The sequence below is a fragment of the Curtobacterium phoenicis genome (assembly GCF_047238015.1).
Classification (GTDB): Bacteria; Actinomycetota; Actinomycetes; order Actinomycetales; family Microbacteriaceae; genus Curtobacterium.
The window spans coordinates 1,946,996-1,963,495 of the sequence record NZ_JBDFLZ010000002.1; the positions used below are offsets into that span (position 1 = coordinate 1,946,996).

Annotated in this window: 19 protein-coding genes; 6 read left to right on the forward strand and 13 right to left on the reverse strand. The window is 72.5% G+C overall.

The features are described 5' to 3' along the window. Nucleotides 1-78 precede the first annotated feature (78 nt). The 3 genes from ABC270_RS09455 to ABC270_RS09465 are packed head-to-tail and all read left to right on the forward strand — an operon-like array spanning nucleotide 79 to nucleotide 2,533. Nucleotides 79-576, forward strand: coding sequence for a hypothetical protein (locus tag ABC270_RS09455; protein WP_412880549.1), 498 nt, complete (start codon nucleotides 79-81; stop codon nucleotides 574-576). Next, nucleotides 573-1,259 (forward strand): response regulator transcription factor, encoded by a 687-nt coding sequence (locus ABC270_RS09460; protein WP_412880550.1) that lies wholly within the window; start codon nucleotides 573-575, stop codon nucleotides 1,257-1,259. Before ABC270_RS09455 ends, ABC270_RS09460 begins: the two co-directional genes overlap by 4 nt. Beyond that, nucleotides 1,256-2,533: a sensor histidine kinase gene (locus ABC270_RS09465; protein ID WP_412880551.1), complete on the forward strand. Its 1,278-nt coding sequence runs from the start codon at nucleotides 1,256-1,258 to the stop codon at nucleotides 2,531-2,533. The genes ABC270_RS09460 and ABC270_RS09465 overlap by 4 nt, the downstream gene beginning before the upstream one ends. Here the strand turns inward: ABC270_RS09465 and ABC270_RS09470 are convergent. The 3 genes from ABC270_RS09470 to ABC270_RS09480 form a co-directional block, all read right to left on the reverse strand. Beyond that, the gene (locus tag ABC270_RS09470) at nucleotides 2,523-2,663 is read right to left on the reverse strand and encodes a hypothetical protein (protein ID WP_412880552.1); all 141 of its coding nucleotides are present in this window, start codon (nucleotides 2,661-2,663) and stop codon (nucleotides 2,523-2,525) included. The two genes, ABC270_RS09465 and ABC270_RS09470, sit on opposite strands and share 11 nt — an antisense overlap. A 353-nt stretch (nucleotides 2,664-3,016) precedes the next feature. Further along, nucleotides 3,017-3,937: an SDR family oxidoreductase gene (locus ABC270_RS09475; RefSeq protein WP_412880553.1), complete on the reverse strand. Its 921-nt coding sequence runs from the start codon at nucleotides 3,935-3,937 to the stop codon at nucleotides 3,017-3,019. Then, nucleotides 3,934-5,157, reverse strand: coding sequence for a zinc-dependent alcohol dehydrogenase (locus ABC270_RS09480; RefSeq protein WP_412880554.1), 1,224 nt, complete (start codon nucleotides 5,155-5,157; stop codon nucleotides 3,934-3,936). The genes ABC270_RS09475 and ABC270_RS09480 overlap by 4 nt, the downstream gene beginning before the upstream one ends. A 127-nt stretch (nucleotides 5,158-5,284) precedes the next feature. On the opposite strand from ABC270_RS09480, the gene ABC270_RS09485 reads away from it, so the two are divergent. Both ABC270_RS09485 and ABC270_RS09490 read left to right on the forward strand, forming a co-directional pair. Further along, nucleotides 5,285-5,620 carry a DUF3140 domain-containing protein gene (locus tag ABC270_RS09485; RefSeq protein ID WP_058725761.1) on the forward strand — a complete coding sequence of 112 codons (336 nt, stop codon included), beginning with the start codon at nucleotides 5,285-5,287 and terminating at the stop codon, nucleotides 5,618-5,620. A gap of 24 nt (nucleotides 5,621-5,644) precedes the next feature. Further along, nucleotides 5,645-5,899 (forward strand): DUF7218 family protein, encoded by a 255-nt coding sequence (locus tag ABC270_RS09490; RefSeq protein ID WP_412880555.1) that lies wholly within the window; start codon nucleotides 5,645-5,647, stop codon nucleotides 5,897-5,899. A 9-nt stretch (nucleotides 5,900-5,908) separates the two neighbouring features. On the opposite strand, the gene ABC270_RS09495 is transcribed toward ABC270_RS09490, so the two are convergent. From ABC270_RS09495 to ABC270_RS09525, 7 genes are all read right to left on the reverse strand, one after another. Beyond that, entirely contained in the window at nucleotides 5,909-6,688 is a 780-nt protein-coding gene (locus ABC270_RS09495) for a polyprenol monophosphomannose synthase (protein WP_412880556.1), read from the reverse strand. Nucleotides 6,689-6,708: 20 nt separating this feature from the next. After that, nucleotides 6,709-7,425, reverse strand: coding sequence for a class F sortase (locus tag ABC270_RS09500; protein WP_412880557.1), 717 nt, complete (start codon nucleotides 7,423-7,425; stop codon nucleotides 6,709-6,711). Next, nucleotides 7,422-8,570, reverse strand: coding sequence for a family 8 glycosyl hydrolase (locus ABC270_RS09505; RefSeq protein WP_412880558.1), 1,149 nt, complete (start codon nucleotides 8,568-8,570; stop codon nucleotides 7,422-7,424). The genes ABC270_RS09500 and ABC270_RS09505 overlap by 4 nt, the downstream gene beginning before the upstream one ends. Nucleotides 8,571-8,665: 95 nt before the next feature. Continuing rightward, nucleotides 8,666-9,484, reverse strand: coding sequence for a DUF4397 domain-containing protein (locus ABC270_RS09510; protein ID WP_412880559.1), 819 nt, complete (start codon nucleotides 9,482-9,484; stop codon nucleotides 8,666-8,668). Between the two features lie 97 nt (nucleotides 9,485-9,581). Continuing rightward, entirely contained in the window at nucleotides 9,582-11,549 is a 1,968-nt protein-coding gene (locus ABC270_RS09515) for an ArnT family glycosyltransferase (protein WP_412880560.1), read from the reverse strand. Between the two features lie 8 nt (nucleotides 11,550-11,557). Beyond that, a complete protein-coding gene (locus ABC270_RS09520; RefSeq protein ID WP_412880561.1) occupies nucleotides 11,558-13,054 on the reverse strand; it encodes a glycosyltransferase in 1,497 nt (498 codons plus the stop codon). After that, nucleotides 13,054-13,581, reverse strand: coding sequence for a GtrA family protein (locus ABC270_RS09525; protein ID WP_083513673.1), 528 nt, complete (start codon nucleotides 13,579-13,581; stop codon nucleotides 13,054-13,056). The genes ABC270_RS09520 and ABC270_RS09525 overlap by 1 nt, the downstream gene beginning before the upstream one ends. Before the next feature lie 175 nt (nucleotides 13,582-13,756). On the opposite strand from ABC270_RS09525, the gene ABC270_RS09530 reads away from it, so the two are divergent. After that, nucleotides 13,757-13,975 carry a hypothetical protein gene (locus ABC270_RS09530; RefSeq protein WP_412880562.1) on the forward strand — a complete coding sequence of 73 codons (219 nt, stop codon included), beginning with the start codon at nucleotides 13,757-13,759 and terminating at the stop codon, nucleotides 13,973-13,975. A 154-nt stretch (nucleotides 13,976-14,129) separates the two neighbouring features. Here the strand turns inward: ABC270_RS09530 and ABC270_RS09535 are convergent, their stop codons facing one another. The 3 genes from ABC270_RS09535 to ABC270_RS09545 all read right to left on the reverse strand — a co-directional run bounded on the left by ABC270_RS09535 (nucleotide 14,130) and on the right by ABC270_RS09545 (nucleotide 16,413). Beyond that, nucleotides 14,130-14,984 (reverse strand): glycoside hydrolase family 16 protein, encoded by an 855-nt coding sequence (locus ABC270_RS09535; protein ID WP_412880563.1) that lies wholly within the window; start codon nucleotides 14,982-14,984, stop codon nucleotides 14,130-14,132. An 86-nt stretch (nucleotides 14,985-15,070) separates the two neighbouring features. Continuing rightward, entirely contained in the window at nucleotides 15,071-15,334 is a 264-nt protein-coding gene (locus tag ABC270_RS09540) for a hypothetical protein (RefSeq protein ID WP_412880564.1), read from the reverse strand. Next, nucleotides 15,316-16,413, reverse strand: a complete 1,098-nt coding sequence (locus ABC270_RS09545; RefSeq protein ID WP_412880565.1) for an HD domain-containing protein — start codon at nucleotides 16,411-16,413, stop codon at nucleotides 15,316-15,318. Before ABC270_RS09545 ends, ABC270_RS09540 begins: the two co-directional genes overlap by 19 nt. Nucleotides 16,414-16,500 lie beyond the last annotated feature (87 nt).

Sequence of the window (16,500 nt, forward strand, 5' to 3'; positions counted from 1 at the left end):
GAGGCCGTGGGAACATCTGTCACGGGACTGACACATCGCTGCAGCGCGACCGAGACCGACAGGACGGAGGCTCACACCATGACCCGAACCGGCCCCTGGCGGACCACCGGCCTCGTCGCCGCCGCGCTCGCCGTGGTGAGCGTCCTCGTCGCCGCCACCGGCGCCATGGCCGCACCGCTCGGACACGACGCCGCACCGGTCCGCGCCGACCCCGCCGTCCGCACCGCGTACTACGCCGGCTGCGGTGACCAGGCCGTCGCCGAGCCGGTGTCCGTCCCGATCTGGTGCCAGTCCGCCGACCAACGCCTCGAGGACCTCACCTGGTCCTCCTGGGGCGGCAGCCGAGCACTCGCGACCGGCGTCTTCACCGACAACCCCTGCGACTGCGCCGACGGCACCGTCACGACCTACCCGGTCGCGGTCCGCTTCGACGACCCCACCACCGTCGGTGCCGTCCAGCGGTACGGACGCCTCAGCATCACGTTCGCTGCCGACCGGCCGGCGTGGGCCGTCCGCCCCACGATGCACTTCCTCTGGGGCGACCTCGGCTTCCTCTCGGACCAGACGCGCCCGTGAGACGCGGGAACGCCGACGGACCCGCCCCGCTCGTCCTGCTCGCCGAGGACGACCCGGACGTGCGCGAGACGACCCAGCTGCTGCTCCTGCGCCGCGGCTGGCGGGTGACCCCGACCGCCGACGGTGTCGACGCGCTCGCCGCGGTGGACGCCGAGGTGCCCGACATCGCCGTCGTCGACGTCGCGATGCCGCGGATGAACGGCCTCGACCTCACGGGACGGCTGACGGCGCTCGGGGTCCCCGTGGTGCTCCTCACGGCCCGCAGCCTCGCCGTGGACGAGGTCTCGGGACTCGCCGCGGGCGCCGACGACTACGTGACGAAGCCGTTCGACGCCGACGTCCTCTCGGCGCGGCTGCACGCGGTGCTCCGTCGTGCGCGGGGCGTCGTCTCCGAGGTCGTCACGATCGGCGACGTCCGGATCGACCTCCGGGCCCGACGCGCCGAGCGGAACGGCGCACCGGTGAGCCTCACCTCGGTCGAGTTCCGCGTGCTCGAGGCCCTGCTCCGGGAGCGCGGCGCGGTGCTCAGTCGTGAGCAGGTCGTCGCGATGGCGTGGGACAGCACCTGGCAGGACCCCCGCATCGTGGACACCAACGTGCAGCGGCTCCGGCGGAAGCTCGGGCCGGAGGTCGTCGAGACGGTCCGCGGGTTCGGCTACCGCATCGAGGCCGACCGCGCATGAACCGGGCCTGGTCCTCCGCGGACACGGTGCGTCGCCCCGCGGCCCCGAACGAGCGCGTCCCCTGGTGGCGCTCGCTCCGCTTCCGGACCGCCGTCGCCATGACCCTCCTCGCGACGACGCTCGTCGTCGGTGCCGGAGCGGTGTTCGCGCGGACCGCGATCGACGGGGCGACCGCGCAGCTCCGGCAGCAGGCGCTCACGCAGCTCGACGAGACGACGGCGACCCAGGCGTTCGGCGGCAACCTCCCGCCGCGCGCCACCGACGACCCCTCGGCGCTCCCGGCCGCCCTGCGCCGGGCGCTGGACGCCGGCGGCCCGGTCACCTACGACGACGGCGACTCGATGTGGGCGGCTCGTCGTCAGAGCTCCGGCGTCATCGCGACCCGGATCGACGACGCGCCGGTCCGTGACCAGTGGGCCGCCCTGCAGCGCACGTTCGTCGTCGCCGCGGTCCTGGCCGCGGCCGTCGCCGCCGTCGGCTCCTGGATCGCCGCCGGACGACTGACCGCGCGACTGCGTCGGGCCGCGGCGGCCGTCGACGACACCGTGGCGGGCCGGACGCCGGACGAGGTCGCCGGGGACGACGAGGTCGCCGTGCTCTCCCGTGGGCTCGCCGAGACGGCTGCCGCCCTCGCGCGGAGCCTCGACCACGAGCGGGCGGTCACGGCAGAGGTGGCGCACGACCTCCGCACGCCCGTCACCGCCCTCGTCGGTGCCGCCGAACTCCTGCCGGACGGCCCGGACGCCCAGCGGGTCCGACGGGTGGCCGATCGCCTACGCCAGCTCCTCGACGACCTGCTCGACCTCTCCCGTGCCGCCCACGAGGCCGGGGTCGTGCACGCGGTCCCGCGCGACCTCGGGAGCACGGTCGACGAGGTGCTCCGCCGCGAGGGACTCGACGGCCGCGTCGAGCGGGAGACCGGGCCGACGGACACGGTGATGGTGGACCCGGAGCACCTCGCCCGAGCGGTGACGAACCTCGTGACGAACGCCGAACGACACGGCGCCCAGCCGATCGTCCTCCGCACGGAGGGCGCCACGCTCACCGTCCGTGACGCCGGACCCGGGTTCCCCGAGGACCTGCTGCGGGACGGTCCGAGGCGGTTCGGTGCGCTCGGGTCGCACGCCGGTGCCGGCATCGGACTCGCGATCGTGCTGCAGCACCTCGCTGCGTTCGGTGCGGTCCTCCGGCTCGAGGACCCGGGCACCGGCGCAGCGGCGGTCGTCGAGCTCCGGCCGGCCGACGCCGAGGTCCGGTCCGGCGTCAGTGGGTGACCGGCAGCACCAGGAACACGGCGAGGCCGACGATGACGGTGAACGTCACGGCGATCGCCACCTCGAGCAGCAGGACCACCAGGTCGTCCTGAGCAGGGGCGTCGTCGGTCTCGCGCGTGGGGAAGGTCATGGCGGCACGCTAGGTCCCGCGTGTCACAGCCCTGCGGCAGTCCGGGACACCAGCGGCCCCCGCGCCGCCGCGCGGCGCAGCGCGGCGCGTCGCCCCTCGTCACGGAACTGCCACACGGCCCCCAGCGCGACCACGGACGGACGGGAGGCACGGTGCCGGCCGGACCGTCCTCCCTCGCAGGCTCGGTCGGCGCACCCCGCGCAGCGCTCCGCGTCGCCGCTGAGCGGTGCGCCCGTCCGTCCCGGTGTGCGTCAGGAGGCGGACGCCCGAACGGCCGGTGGCCGATCCGGTGTGCGGATCCCGGGGATCGCGCACCGGACCGGCCACCGCCCAGACCGACGTGGTGGTCGTCGTCAGGGCGTGACCATGCCGCCGTTCACGTTGAGCGTCTCCCCGGCGACGTAGCTCGACTCCTGCGACGCGAGGAACACGTACGCGGGCGCCAGCTCGGCCGGCTGCGCCGCGCGGCCCATCGGCGACTCGCTCGACCCGAACTCGGGCAGCGTCGACGGGTCCACCCCGCCGCTCGGCTGCAGGACGGTCCACGTCGGTCCGGGCGCGACCACGTTGACACGGATGCCCCGCTCGACGAGCAGCTGCGACAACCCCTTCGAGAAGTTGTTGATCGCTCCCTTCGACGCCGCGTAGTCGAGCCGGTCCGGCGCGGGCTTGTAGGCCTCCATCGAGGCCGTCGTCGTGATCGTCGAGCCCGGCTGCAGGTGCGGGAGCGCTGCCTTGACGAGCCGGAACAGGCCGAAGACGTTGACGTCGAACGTGGCCTCGAACTGCTCGTCGGTGATGTCGAGCAGGTCGGGCTGCCAGCGCTGCTTGCCGGCGACGCTGACGAGGGCGTCGAGACCGCCGAGCCCCTCGACGGCCCGCTCGACGAGTTCGCTCGCGTACGACCGGTCGCGGAGGTCGCCCGGGATCGCGACCGCCGTGCGACCGGCCGCCTCGATCTGCTCGACCACGTGGTCGGCATCGGACTGCTCCTCGGGCAGGTACGCGATCGCGACGTCGGCGCCCTCGCGGGCGAACGCGATCGCGACGGCCGCGCCGATGCCGGAGTCGCCGCCGGTCACAAGTGCCTTCCGGCCGGCGAGCCGGCCGGTGCCGCGGTACGTCGACTCGCCGAGGTCGGGGACGGGCGTCATCGCGGACTGGAGGCCCGGCTCGGTCTGCGTCTGCGGCTCCGGTGAGACGTTCGGGTAGCGGGTGCGCGGGTCCGCCCATCCGTACTGGTCGGACGGTGTGGCCTGGTCTCCCGTGCTCATCGGGTCGGCTCCAGCTCCACCTTGATCCAGCCCGGCTCGCGCCGGTCGAACGCCTCGTACGCCTCGATCGCGGAGCCGATCGGCTCGTGCTCGGTGATGAGCGCGGTGGGGTCGAACTGGCCCGCGGCGACCATGTCGATCAGTGGCGGCGTCACCGAGTGGTGGTCGCAGTTCCCCATCCGGATGGTGAGGTTCTTGTTCATCGCCTCGCCGATCGGGTAGTGCTCGGCAGTCGGTCCGTACACGCCGATGATGCCGATCCGGCCGTACTTCGCGACCGACGCGACAGCCCAGCGAGCGGCCTGCGACGGCCCGTCGCCCGGCTTCCACTGCTGTTCCTCGCCGCGGCCCTTCGCCGAGGCATCGGGCGCGACCTGCGCCACCTCGTCGTCGAAGTCCGCCGCCTGCTGGTCGTCGACCGCAGCCGGACCGTGCTTCGGTCGCTCGGCGTCGACCCCGACGGCGTCGATCACGCAGTCCGCACCGATGCCGTTCGTGAGGTCCATGATCGCCTGCACCGGGTCCTCGGTGTTGTAGTTGACGACCTCGCAGTGCTGCTCGAGGGCGGCGGCGAGCCGGGTCTCCTCGCCGTCGACGACGATGACCCGGGCGGCACCGAGCTTGTACGCCGAGGCGGCGGCGAACTGTCCGACGATGCCCGCGCCGAACACCACGACGACGTCGCCGCGGGTCACGCCGGCGAGCTCCGCGCCGAACCACCCGGTCGGGAAGATGTCGGACAGCAGGATCGCCTGCTCGTCGCTGACGTTCTCGGGCAGCGGGTGCATGGTGTTGCGCGCCCAGGGGACCCGTACGTACTCGGCCTGCAGCCCGTTCACCGGCCCGGTGGACTGCGGGCCGCCGAAGAAGCTCGTCCCCGCCTGCGGTCCGTTCGGGTTCGCGACGTCGCACTGCGCCGTCTTGCCCATCCGGCAGTACCGGCAGGCACCGCAGGAGATGGTCGAGTTGATGACCACGCGGTCACCCGGGCTGAAGCCGCGGACCGCGTCGCCGACCTCGGTGACGACGCCCACCGCTTCGTGGCCGAGGATCGTGCCCTCCTCCATCGGTGCCATCGTTCCGCGGACGAAGTGCAGGTCGGTCCCGCAGATCGCGCTCTTCGTGATGCGGACGATCGCGTCCTCGGGGTGCTGGATGGTGGGTTCCGGGACCTCGTCGAGTCGGATGTCCCCGATGCCGTGCCAGACGACTGCGCGCATGTCTTCCTCTTCCTTCGTGGGGTTTCGCGCACACCACACAACCCGTCGGCCGCTCCGAGGACGTGGAGCACCAGTCCGCTGAGCGCACCGCACGTCGACGATCAGGTCGACCGGGTTGGGTCGGAGCATGAGCGACGACCAGAAGGAGATCCGCGACGACTTCGCGGACGCCGTGAACATGACCGCCTCCGAGCTGAAGAAGTGGCTCGACACCGACGAGTCGAAGGAGGTCGGGCAGAAGTCCGACGGCGGCGGTGAGTCGACCGGGCACGAGAGCGGCCGGCACATCGTGCGGATCCTCGAGAAGAAGCAGGGCGACTACACCGACGACGACTACGCCCACATGAAGAAGGTCGTCGGGTACGTCGCACGACACTCGAAGCAGCGGCCGAAGGGCGACGTGCACGACACGAAGTGGCGGTACTCGCTCATGAACTGGGGCAACGACCCCGAGAAGGACTGAGGCCGTCGGCGTAGCCTCCGGGCCATGCCGAACCAGTTGAAGAAGCCGGACATGTACGAGGAGCTCCGCAAGGAGGGCGCCTCGAAGGAGAAGGCCGCGCGCATCAGCAACGCCGCGGCAGCCCGGGGCACGAAGGCCGTGGGGAAGAAGGGCGGTGAGTCCGGCTCCTACGACGACTGGACGGTCGCCGACCTCAAGAAGCGGGCGAAGGAGCTCGGACTCACCGGGTACTCGTCGAAGCGCAAGCGCGAACTGATCGACGCCCTGCGCGACCACTGAGGCCGGACGTCACGCCACGTGGGCGTTGGTGCGCACGGAGGGCAGGCGTCGGTGGTCGCGGACGAGGGCCCGCACCTCGCGCAGGCGTCGGTCGATGCCCCACTTCGTGACCAGGGTCAGGGACTCGCGGACGATGTTGCCGCTCATCTTCGACACCCCGTGCTCCCGCTCGGTGAACGTGATCGGGGTCTCCACGACCCGCAGCCCCGCCTCGAGGGCACGCCAGCACAGGTCGACCTGGAAGCAGTACCCCTTCGACGCGATCCCGTCCAGCTCGATTCGCTCCAACGCGCTGCGGGTGAAGACCCGGAACCCGCCCGTGGCGTCACGGACCGCGATCCCGAGCGCGAACCGGGTGTAGAGGTTCCCGCCGCGGGAGAGCGCCTCGCGGTACCACGGCCAGTTCTCGACCTGCCCGCCCTTGACCCAGCGGGAGCCGAGGACGAGGTCGTTCGTGTCGGCGAGTTCGAGCATCCAGGGCAGGTACTCGGGGTGGTGGGAGCCGTCGGCGTCCATCTCGACGAGCGTGTCGTAGCCGTGCTCGAGCCCCCACGCGAACCCGGCGAGGTACGCCCCGCCCAGGCCGTCCTTCACGGTGCGGTGCAGCACGTGCACCCGGTCGGTCTCGGTCGCGAGCTGGTCGGCGATCTCCCCGGTGCCGTCGGGCGAGTTGTCGTCCACGACCAGCACGTGCACCGACTCGTCGGTCGCAGCGAGGGTGCGCGCCACGATCGGGCGGATGTTCTCCGCCTCGTCGTACGTCGGGATGATGACCAGTGACTCGTTCATCTCGGTCTCCTGTCGGTCGGTCAGTCGTGCACGAGGGTCGCGAACACGATGAGGTTGTCGGTGTAGTGCCCGGTGGCGGTGTCGAACGTGCCGTCGCACGTGATCAGCCGCAGCGCCGGGGTGGGGGAGGTGCCGTACACGTCGCTCGTCGGGAACGCGGACTTCGCGGCCCGCTCCGAGCGCTGCACCTGGAACACCCGCTCGCTGCCGTCGGACATCCCCACGGTGATGCGGTCGCCGGCGACGAGCTCGTCGAGCCGGTAGAACACGGCTGCGCTCGTGGGGGAGTCGACGTGCCCGGCGATGACCGCCGGGCCGACCTGTCCGGGGACGATGCCGTCGCTGAACCAGCCCGCGCTGTCCCAGTCCTTCGGCGGGTCGAGCTCGCCGGCCGGCCCGCGGTGCAGGTCCTCCAGTCCGCTCGACACCCCGATCGCGGGGATCTCCACGCGGACCGGGGTCGCCGTCGAGGTGGCCGCGGGGGCTGCCGGGTCCTGGAACCCCTCGGTCGCGGAGTCCGACCTGCCCGCCGCGCCGGTCGCGCCCGCGGCACGGGTCGCGCTCGCGCTGACGGTGTTGGCGGCCTGCGGTGCACCGCCGTTCGACGCGGCAACGGCGACACCGGCCACCGCCCCGCCGGCGAGCACCACCGCGACGCCGATCGCGATCGCGAGCGTCCCGCGACGCGGCGAGCGACGAGCGTCGGGTGTCCGGTGCGACGCGGTCCGGCGGCTCACGAGTCGCTCCCGGAGCCGGCCGCGCACCCGCCGAGCACGTCGGAGGTGAGCATGGTCGCACCGAGTGCCGCCCACGCGTCGCCGTAGTACGTCGGCGTCGTGGCCGCGGTCCGGTCGGCCCGCTCGAGGTCGGCCCGCGCAGCCGAGGTGCTGCCGGCAGCGTGCTCGGCCGCCGCTCGTGCCGCGTAGGCGAGGGCGTTCGTGTCGCCCGTGACCGCGGTGCCGCCGAGGTCGAGCTGCGCCGCGAGCTGCGTCGTGCGTCGGAGCGTCGGCGCGATCGACCCGGCGAGCTCCCGGTCAGCGGTGCTGCACGCTTCGGCGTACCGCAGCGGGAGGCGCATCGCGTCGTAGCCGTAGAGGACCCGGCCGTCGTCCGCGGACGCGGGCATCGGTTCGACGCGGCCGTCCGCGTGCACCTGCGACCAGTCACTCGGCAGGTCGGTGGCACGCAGGAGGGAGGCGGTGACGGTGCGCGACCCCCGCTCGAGTTCGTCCCACCGGTCGTCGCCGGTCGCCCCGGCCAGGATCCGGTACGCCGCAGGTGAGGCGTACGAGGCGTCGTACCGGTAGGGCTCCTGGTCGGCCCAGGGCCCCGCGAGCAGGATGCGGCCGGCGTCCGTCTCGACCGTCTCGTGCTCGAGGATCGCCGACGCGATGCGCTTCCCGGCGGCGGTGTAGCGGGGCTCGTCCCACGCCTTGCCGGCGAGGACGAGGGCACGCGCGGCGTCGAGGTCCGCGTCGCTCGCGGACTGCTCGTCGGCGACGCCGCCCTCCGGCGTCCACCGCCAGGCGAGCAGGTCGTCGTCGGTCAGGAGGTGCCGCGCGGTCCAGCGCCACACGTCGTCGAACGTCGAGCGGTCGCCGGCGGCGTAGGCGATGAGCAGGCCGTACGCCTGGCCCTCGCTGACGGTGTCGCCGCCCTGGTCCTTCCGGACGACTCGGCCGTCCTCGACGTAGCGGTCGAGGAACGCGGTCCGGAGCTGTGCGGCGGACCGGGTGGTGTCGGGGGCGGTGGTGGAGGTGGGGGTCGATGCCGCCTGCGGCGACTGCTCGTCCGACCAGGGGTGGACGGCGACGACCGCCGCGCCGGCGGCGACGGCGACGGCCGCGATCGCGGCGACCGGGATCCAGGTCCTGCGCTGCACGGGGCCTGCCTCTCGTTGGGTGTCGGGTGGGGGTCCGGACGGGAGGCGCGGTGCGGGTGCGCCGGTCGACGCACCGGCACCGCGCCTCCAGGCCGTCAACCGAAGATGCTGCGGAACGCGGCGATCAGCGCGTGGAACGCGTCCGTGACCGGGCGGTCCGCGGCGGTGCCGCCGCCGCCCGTCTGGACGCCGCCCTTCGGGGTGGCGGCGGTCGCCGCCGCGTCGGTCACGGGCACGACCGTGAGGTCGCCCTTGCTGTCGTCGAGGACGAACAGCGTCGAGACGGTGTTGCCGGCGAGGTCGACCTTCGCCGTGCCGCGCTGCCCGCTGCCGGAGACGTCGAGCGTCCACTTCCCGCTCTTCACCGTGGCGTAGCCGGTGGCGGTGCCGAACGCGGCGTCCTCCGCGACGGTGGTGCCGGTCGAGGTGGCGACGTCGACGCGCTTCGCCGTGGTCGCGGCCTGGACGAGCCGGAGCTTCGCCTTCCCGTCTCCGGGCTGCTGCAGGTCGTCCGTGAACGCGGTGGTCTTGAGGTCCGAGTTCTTGCCGTAGGCGACGACCGTGTTCGCGTCACCCGCGCTGACCGTGACGTCGGTCGAGATCACCGGGGTGGAGTCCGGCGCGTCGGCGGCGCGCATCGACAGGACGTACGTGCCGACGGGCAGCTCCTGGTACGGGCTGACCTGGCCGTAGGTGACGTCGTCGAGCTCGAACACCTTCTTGCCGCCGGACAGGCTCGACAGCTCGACGTCGACGCCCTTCGTGTCGGGTGAGAGGTGCCCGACGCGGAGCCAGCCGTCCTCGGGGGTCGCGGCCGACGCCGCCTGGGGTGCGAGGCCGACGGTGGCGGCGACGAGGGCCGCGGCGAGGGTGCCGACGACGACGGGGCGTGCGGTGCGGGTGCGTGCGGTCATGGTGGTGCTCCTTCGGATGGAGGTGCGGTTCGGGTACGTGCTGGGGCGGGTGCCCGGGACGCCGCTCTCGGCGACGGACCGGACCCCCGGTGCCGGATCAGGCGGAGGTGGGCGCGGTGGTCGGGTCGATCGGCGCGTAGGTCACGACCAGCTCCGTGCCGTGCCGTTCGACCGATTCGGGGCGGTACGCGTCCGACATCGCGTCGAGGGTGCGCTCGACCCGGGTCGTCGCGGCAGCGTCGTCGGCGTGCAGGACCACGCGGCGGAACGCCTGGCCGGTCTCGCCGGTGAGCGGGGTGAAGCGGTCGACGGAGACGCGCTGGTCCGCGAGCACCTGGCCGAGTGCGATCATCGCCCGGCTGTCGACCTGGCCCGCGCGGAACTGCGATTTCGTGCCGGCGTCCGCCTCGAGGGCGGGGTTCGCGGCGAGCTCGGTGCCCATCGCCTTCCGCTGGTCCGTGGCCTTCGTGATCGCCCGCTCGGCTGCGGCCTCGCCCTCGGAGTGGATCCGTCGGACGTCGACCTGCTGGTCGCCGGTGCCGAACACCGCCACCGAGGTCGAGTTGCGGATGGCGTCGGCGACGTCCTTCGACGAGTTGCCGCCGGTCCGCATCGAGTCCGTGGTGACGACGTAGTCGGAGTCCTTCCAGCCGTTCGGCGACTGCCGTTCCACGGCGGCGTCGGTGTCGAGCTTGTAGTACCAGACGACGTTGTCGCGGGCGAACCCGGCCTTGACCAGGTCGACCCACATCGCGTCGTCGACGAGCAGTCGCGAGGACTTCGGGACGTTGTCGCCGACCCATCGCTCGGCCTGCTGCATCGGCTGGTCGAGGTCGCTCGTGGTGAAGCCGCGGAGCTGGGCGGTCCAGAGCGGTGCGGCGACGGCGAGGGCGGCCACCGTGACTGCCGCCCAGGCGATGCCGAAGGTGCGACGGACGCCGCCGGGGAGTCGGCTGCGGCTCCGGGACCATCCGGCGATCGCGACGACGGCGCGGTCGGCGGTCCAGGCCACGAGGAGCGCGGCGAACGGGATGAGCATGATCACGTACGGCACGGGCAGGTAGCCGTTCGGGCGGAACATGAACGCGAGCAGGAAGACGAGCATCGCGGCGATCGGGCGCACCCGGCGGAGGAACAACCCGACCAGTGCGGCGACGCTCCCGAGCACGATGAAGACCGGGTCGAGTGCCCACCACTGCGCGGCGGCCTGGTTGGCGAGGCTGCCGCCGTCGAAGACGGACCCCGATGCCGTGCGCGAGCCGAGCTGGTAGGTGATGCCCTGGAGGAGGCTGACCCGACCGGGCCCGGGGAGGAGCTCGCCCTTGACGGCGGCGAGCAGGATGTACCCGCCACCGATCACCGCGAGCACGGCACCGGCGACGCTGAGCGTGTACCGGCGGGTGCTCCTGTCGGCGCCGCGCACCGCGATCCAGACGAGGAACGGCAGCGCGAGCAGGTACGTCTCCTTCGAGAGCACGGCGATGCCGAGGCAGGCGGCCGCTCCGGCGAACCCGGCGAGCTGCTTGCGGCGGCTCAGCACCAGCACGAACGCGGCGAGGAGCCACGGGGTCGCGACGTTGTCGATGTAGACCGTGCGGTGGTACTGCAGCGCGAGCGGCGACAGTGCGAACAGGAGCACGGCGACCGCTGCCGTGGGACGAGCGGCACCGATGCGACGGGCGAGCACGAACAGCAGCACGCTCGACACCGCCGTGAAGAACACCATCGACTCACGCGCCGCCTCGACGGCGAACGGGTAGCGGGCGAACGCACCGGTCACGGACGTGTACGCCGCGATCTGGATCCAGCCCAGCGGCGGGTGGTCGTACCAGTAGGTGTAGTGCGTGAGCTCACCGAGGTTGGTGATCGCCCACGCCTGCGCGGTGTACGTGCCCTCGTCGTCGATGCGCTGCGGCGTGCCGGTCATGTTCCAGAGCTGCACGGCGGCGGCGACCGCGAGGACGGGGAGCAGCCAGGCGAGGCTGACGGCGTGGCGTCGGACCCAGCCGGCCGCGCCGCTGCGGGAGAGCGCACCCCGGATCGGGATGCCGGTGGTGTTCGTCATGCTGGCGGTCATCGGGTGCCTCCGGTGGTCTGCAGCTCACGGGCGTCGTCGGCGGTTCGGGGATCGTCCGCGGTCACGGCGTTCGGGAAGCCGACGACCTCGGGCGCGGGCGTGCGGTGCTGCCCGGTGTGCTCCGTCTTCTCCCAGCCGTTCTGGCCCTGGACGTGCCGCACGACCGCCCGGACGGCTGCCGCGGCGAGGAACACCTGGTACGGGATCAGGCCGAGGACGAGCTTCACGTAGTCGCGGACGCGGACCTTCTCCTTGTAGAGCCGCCCGAACTCGCCGAGGCCGACGATCTCGACGGCCAGCAGCATGAGGGTCGGGGCGAGCGGGATGAACGAGATGAGCGCGATCGAGGTCGGGACCTTCACGAACGCGATCATCAGGACGCTGAGCGGGATGAGGAGCCCGGTCGCCGCCTGGATGAAGGGCATCGTCAGGAGGTACCGCGCGAAGAAGCGCTGCTTGCGGGTCGGGAGCTTCTTCCACTCGCCCTTGCCGAGCACCTGGAGGAAGCCCTGGTTCCAGCGGGTGCGCTGCTTGAGCAGGGACGCGAACGTGGGCGGGGTCTCCTCGCGGGTGACCGCCTCCGGGGAGTACGCGACGACGACCTTGGCGTTGTCCGCGCTGAGACGGACGCCGAGCTCGCAGTCCTCGGCGAGGCAGTGGGCGTCCCAGCCGTTCGACCACTCGAGTCGCTCGCGGGTCACGAACACGGTGTTGCCGCCGAGCGGGATGAACTTCGACTCGGCGTGGAAGTGCAGGCGCGAGCGGAACCAGAAGTAGTACTCGAGCACGTTGCGGAGCGACCACCAGCTCGACTTGAAGTTCATCAGCTGCACGCCGCCCTGCACGACGTCGGCGCCGGTCTCCTGGAACCGGGAGTCGACGAGGGTGAGCAGGTGCGGGTAGACCTCGTCCTCGGCGTCGAACACGCCGACGATGTCGCCCGTGGCGTACTGCAGGGCGAGGTTCATCGCCTTCGGCTTGTTCTTCGGGGCGGTGTCGTCGACCACCACCCGGATGAGCTCCGGGTGGCGTGCGGCGGCGGCCCGGACGACGGCGTCGGTCTCCGGGTCGTCCTCACCGACGATCGCGATGATCTCGAAGTCGGGGTGGTCCTGCGTGGCGAGCATGTCGAGCGTCTGGCCCATGACGTCCTGCTCGTGCCGGCCGGGCACGAGCAGCGTGAAGCGGTGCGCCGCCGGACGCGGCGTCTCGCTGAACCGGGTCGCCTTGAGGGCGTCGCGCGAGCGCCACGCGTGCAGCATCCACCACAGCGTCGACAGCGCGACCAGCGTGAGCAGCACGGAGACCGCGACCAGGGCGGAGTACCCGATCCACTCGCCCAGCGACCAGCTGGCGTGCGCGAGCTGCCCCGAGCCTCCGGTCGGGACGTTCGTGGTGCCACGGTTCGGCACGGTGTCGGACGTGGCGGGGGAGCCTGGCTGCAGCAGGGGAGCGGCCGCCGTGACCAGCGCGGCGGAGAGGGTGGTCGTCATCAGGCCGGAGCCTCCTTCGTGGGACGAGCGTCGGTGGAACGGAAGACGAGGGCCTTGTACGCGGCGAAGCGGAACGCTGTGCCGAGGACGAGGCCGACCCCGTTGCCGGCGACGTTGTCGGCGAGGGTGGATCGGAGACCGAGGACGTAGTGCGAGACGAACAGGCAGGCGGCCGCGATGCCGAGGCCGACGAGGTTCGCGAGGGCGAAGAGGAGCCCCTCGCGGACGGTGGCGCGACGGTCGACGCCGCGCTCGGAGCGGAAGGTGATGGACCGGTTCGCGATCCAGGCGACGGCGGTCGACACCACGGCCGACACGACCTTCGCCCAGATCGGGCCGTCGGGCAGGACGGTGGCGCGGAGCAGGTTGTACACGGCGAGGTCGATGACGAAGCAGACGGCGCCGATGGTGCCGAAGGACGCGATCTGGCGTCCCAGGGTGAGCAGGCGCGCGGCACGGGCAGCGCGGACCGGAGATGGGGCCTCGGTCTCGGGTGACACCAGAACGGGGGTATCGGTCGAGGTCATGCCCCCGATTCGGGGGGCTTCTCGGACCGGTTTGGGTGGGGTTCGAAGATGCCAGGTCCTTGCCAGGTTGACGACATCTGCTGTTCATCTGGGGGACGAACGGCCGTACCGGTCTGTCCACCGGGTGCTCGGACACCCGGTCGCGACGTTCGGTCGGGTGCGCGACAATGGCCGGGTGAGCTTCACCGGCATGCCCCGCTTCCGCAAGTTCTGGTCGACCGTGCAGGTCGCCGTCCTGTCCGCGGCCGTGCTGTTCTGCATCGTCATGCTCGTCATCGGGCAGGGCAAGTTCGACCGCGTGTACGCCGTCGCGGCGATCTTCTTCGGGCTCGCCCTCGCCGGCCACGCGACGTACCTCTGGCTGACCGCGCGAGCGGCGCGCAGCGGGCGCTGACGGCGCGCGCGTTGCGCGCGTTGCGCGCGGCGCGCGGCGCGTTCTGTCGCTTTCGCGACGGCCACCGGCGCGGGGAGGCGGGATCTGTCGCTTTCGCAACTGACGGGCGGACGGGAGGCACGGGCCGGCGCCGCCACGGGCCTCCAGGCCGTCGTCAGGCGAGCTGGGAGACGCGGACCCAGTCGACGAGCATCTGCTGCGGGAACCGCGTGGTGGCGTCCGGCGAGCCCGGCCAACCGCCGCCGACCGCGACGTTGAGGATCACGAAGAACGGCCCGTCGAACACCCACGGGTTCGTGCCGACGTCCGCGCGCGTGACCGTGCGGTAGGCCGTGCCGTCCACGGTCCAGGTGATCGAGTCGGGGCGCCAGTCGACACCGAAGACGTGGAAGTCGTCGGCGAAGGCGGCGCCGGACGGGTTCCGGTAGGTCGACGAGATGCCGTTCGCGCCCGAGTAGCCGGGGCCGTGCACCGTGCCGTGGACCAGCGTGGGTTCGTAGCCGACGTTCTCCATGACGTCGATCTCCCCGCACGCCGGCCAGCCGACCTGCCCGATGTCGGCGCCGAGCATCCAGAACGCCGGCCAGATGCCCTGACCACGCGGGATCTTGATGCGAGCCTCGACCCGGCCGTACTGCGCGGTGTAGGTGCCCTCGGACTTCAGTCGCGCCGAGGTGTAGGTGCCGTCGGCCTCGCGGCGGGCGGTGATGACGAGGTTGCCCGTGCCGTCGAGCTGCGAGTTCCGACGTGAGTCCGTGTACGTCTCGAGCTCGCCGTTGCCCCAGCCACCGGCACCGAGGTCGTACCGCCAGATCGCCGGGTTCGGGGCGCTGCCGGCGGCTCCGTCGAACTCGTCGGCGGCGAGGAGCGTCGTGGTGCCGGTGGTCGCCGCGCGGGCGGTGTCGGAGCCGCGCGCGAGTGCGGCGGTCGTGGCGGCTGCGGTGGCCGCGGCGCCCGTGAGGCCGAGCGTCACGAAGCGACGTCGGTCGATGGCTGGTCCCTGATCCATGAGCGGAATTGTCGGATGCAACGTCGGCGGGGTCCAGCGTTCCTCCGGATTCCGCAGGTCTCGCGGCGCCGGGGTGCTCCGGCTCGTCAGCGGGTGAGGTGCCAGATGAGCGGGAGGATCAGCCCGGCCACCCACGCTGCGACGACGAGGAGGCCGCCGACGGCGATCCACCGGCGTCGGCGGCGGAGCTTCGGGCTCCGGTCCTCGCCCCACATCTGTGCGCGGACGAGGACCCGGTTCGCCTGGTCGACGACCTTCCGCACCTCGGGGTCGTCGAGCGGGAGGGAGCCGGACCTCGCGTGCTCGGCGATGGCGGTCGCCTCTTCGACGGTCAGCTCGTCCTTGCGCATGGGCCCATCGTCGCACTCGTGGTGCTCGTCGCGCTCGCGCCGGTCGAGCCCGCGCCCGTCCCGCTCGCGTTCGCCCCCGTCGCGCCCGAGCCTGCGCCTGCCCCGCTCGGGTCGGCGTCGTGGCGGACCGCGACCTCGTACGGCAGTGACGCCTGCAGTTCGTCGACCCGGGGGTCGTGCACACGTCGGCCGTCGGCGGTCGGCAGGTCGAGGTAGCTGCGACGGACGACGTGGCGGTACACGCCGACGCCGGAGGTCCGGCCGACCCGGAGCCGCCACCGCTCGGGGTGCCGGCGGAGCGAGCGCGCCTCGGCCGCGGTCGAGGGGTGGGCGGCGAGCACACCCCAGAGTTCGTCGTCGGTCGCGGCAGAGAGCCCGGTGTCGTCGAGCGCGCCGTCGGTCACGGCACGAGACACGAGCGCGCGGAGCACCGTGACCGGCACGAGGTTCGCGGTCGATCGCTGCGCACGGGCTTCCCGGACGGCGAGGTCGACGAGTTCCGCGGCGTCGTCCGGGTCGGCGTCCACCGCACCGTCGACCAGCCGGAGCCGCCGCAGCAACTCGTGCGGGGGCGTCGTCGTGCGACCGTGGACCTGCCCGCTCCGCAGGAACGAGTCGAGGTGGTCGAGCTTGAGCCCGCCGTGCGCCGGCGTCAGCACCGAGGCCACGCGACCGTCGTCGAGGGCGATGATCCGCTCAGCGTCGATCGGGTGGTCCTCGGCGAGGGACCGGACCGCGGCACGTCCGAGGGTGTGGTGCTCGAGCCCGGCGATCCCCTCGAGCGTGTGGCTGAACGGCAGGTGCCCGACGTCGTGGAGCAGCGCCGTGACTCGGGCGTCGTGGTCGTCCGGGGCGAAGTGGGCGACGAGGGCCAGGACGCCGAGGGAGTGCTCCAGCCGGGAGTACGCCTGCGTCGTGGTGATCGATGCCGCACCCGCGTGGGCGACGAACGCGAGGCGCCGGACCGGCCACGCGGTGAGCAGGGCGCGTTCCGTCGGGGTGAGCGCGACCTCGACACGCCAGAGCGGGTCGAACCACACTCCGTCGTGGCCCAGGGTGTCCACCGCGTCGTCGTGCACACGCCCACGCTAGTGGTCCGCACCGACGCTCCGGTGTCGGGCGCTCTGCGTCCTTCCTGTGCCGAGTCGGACGCGCCGCCGGGTAAC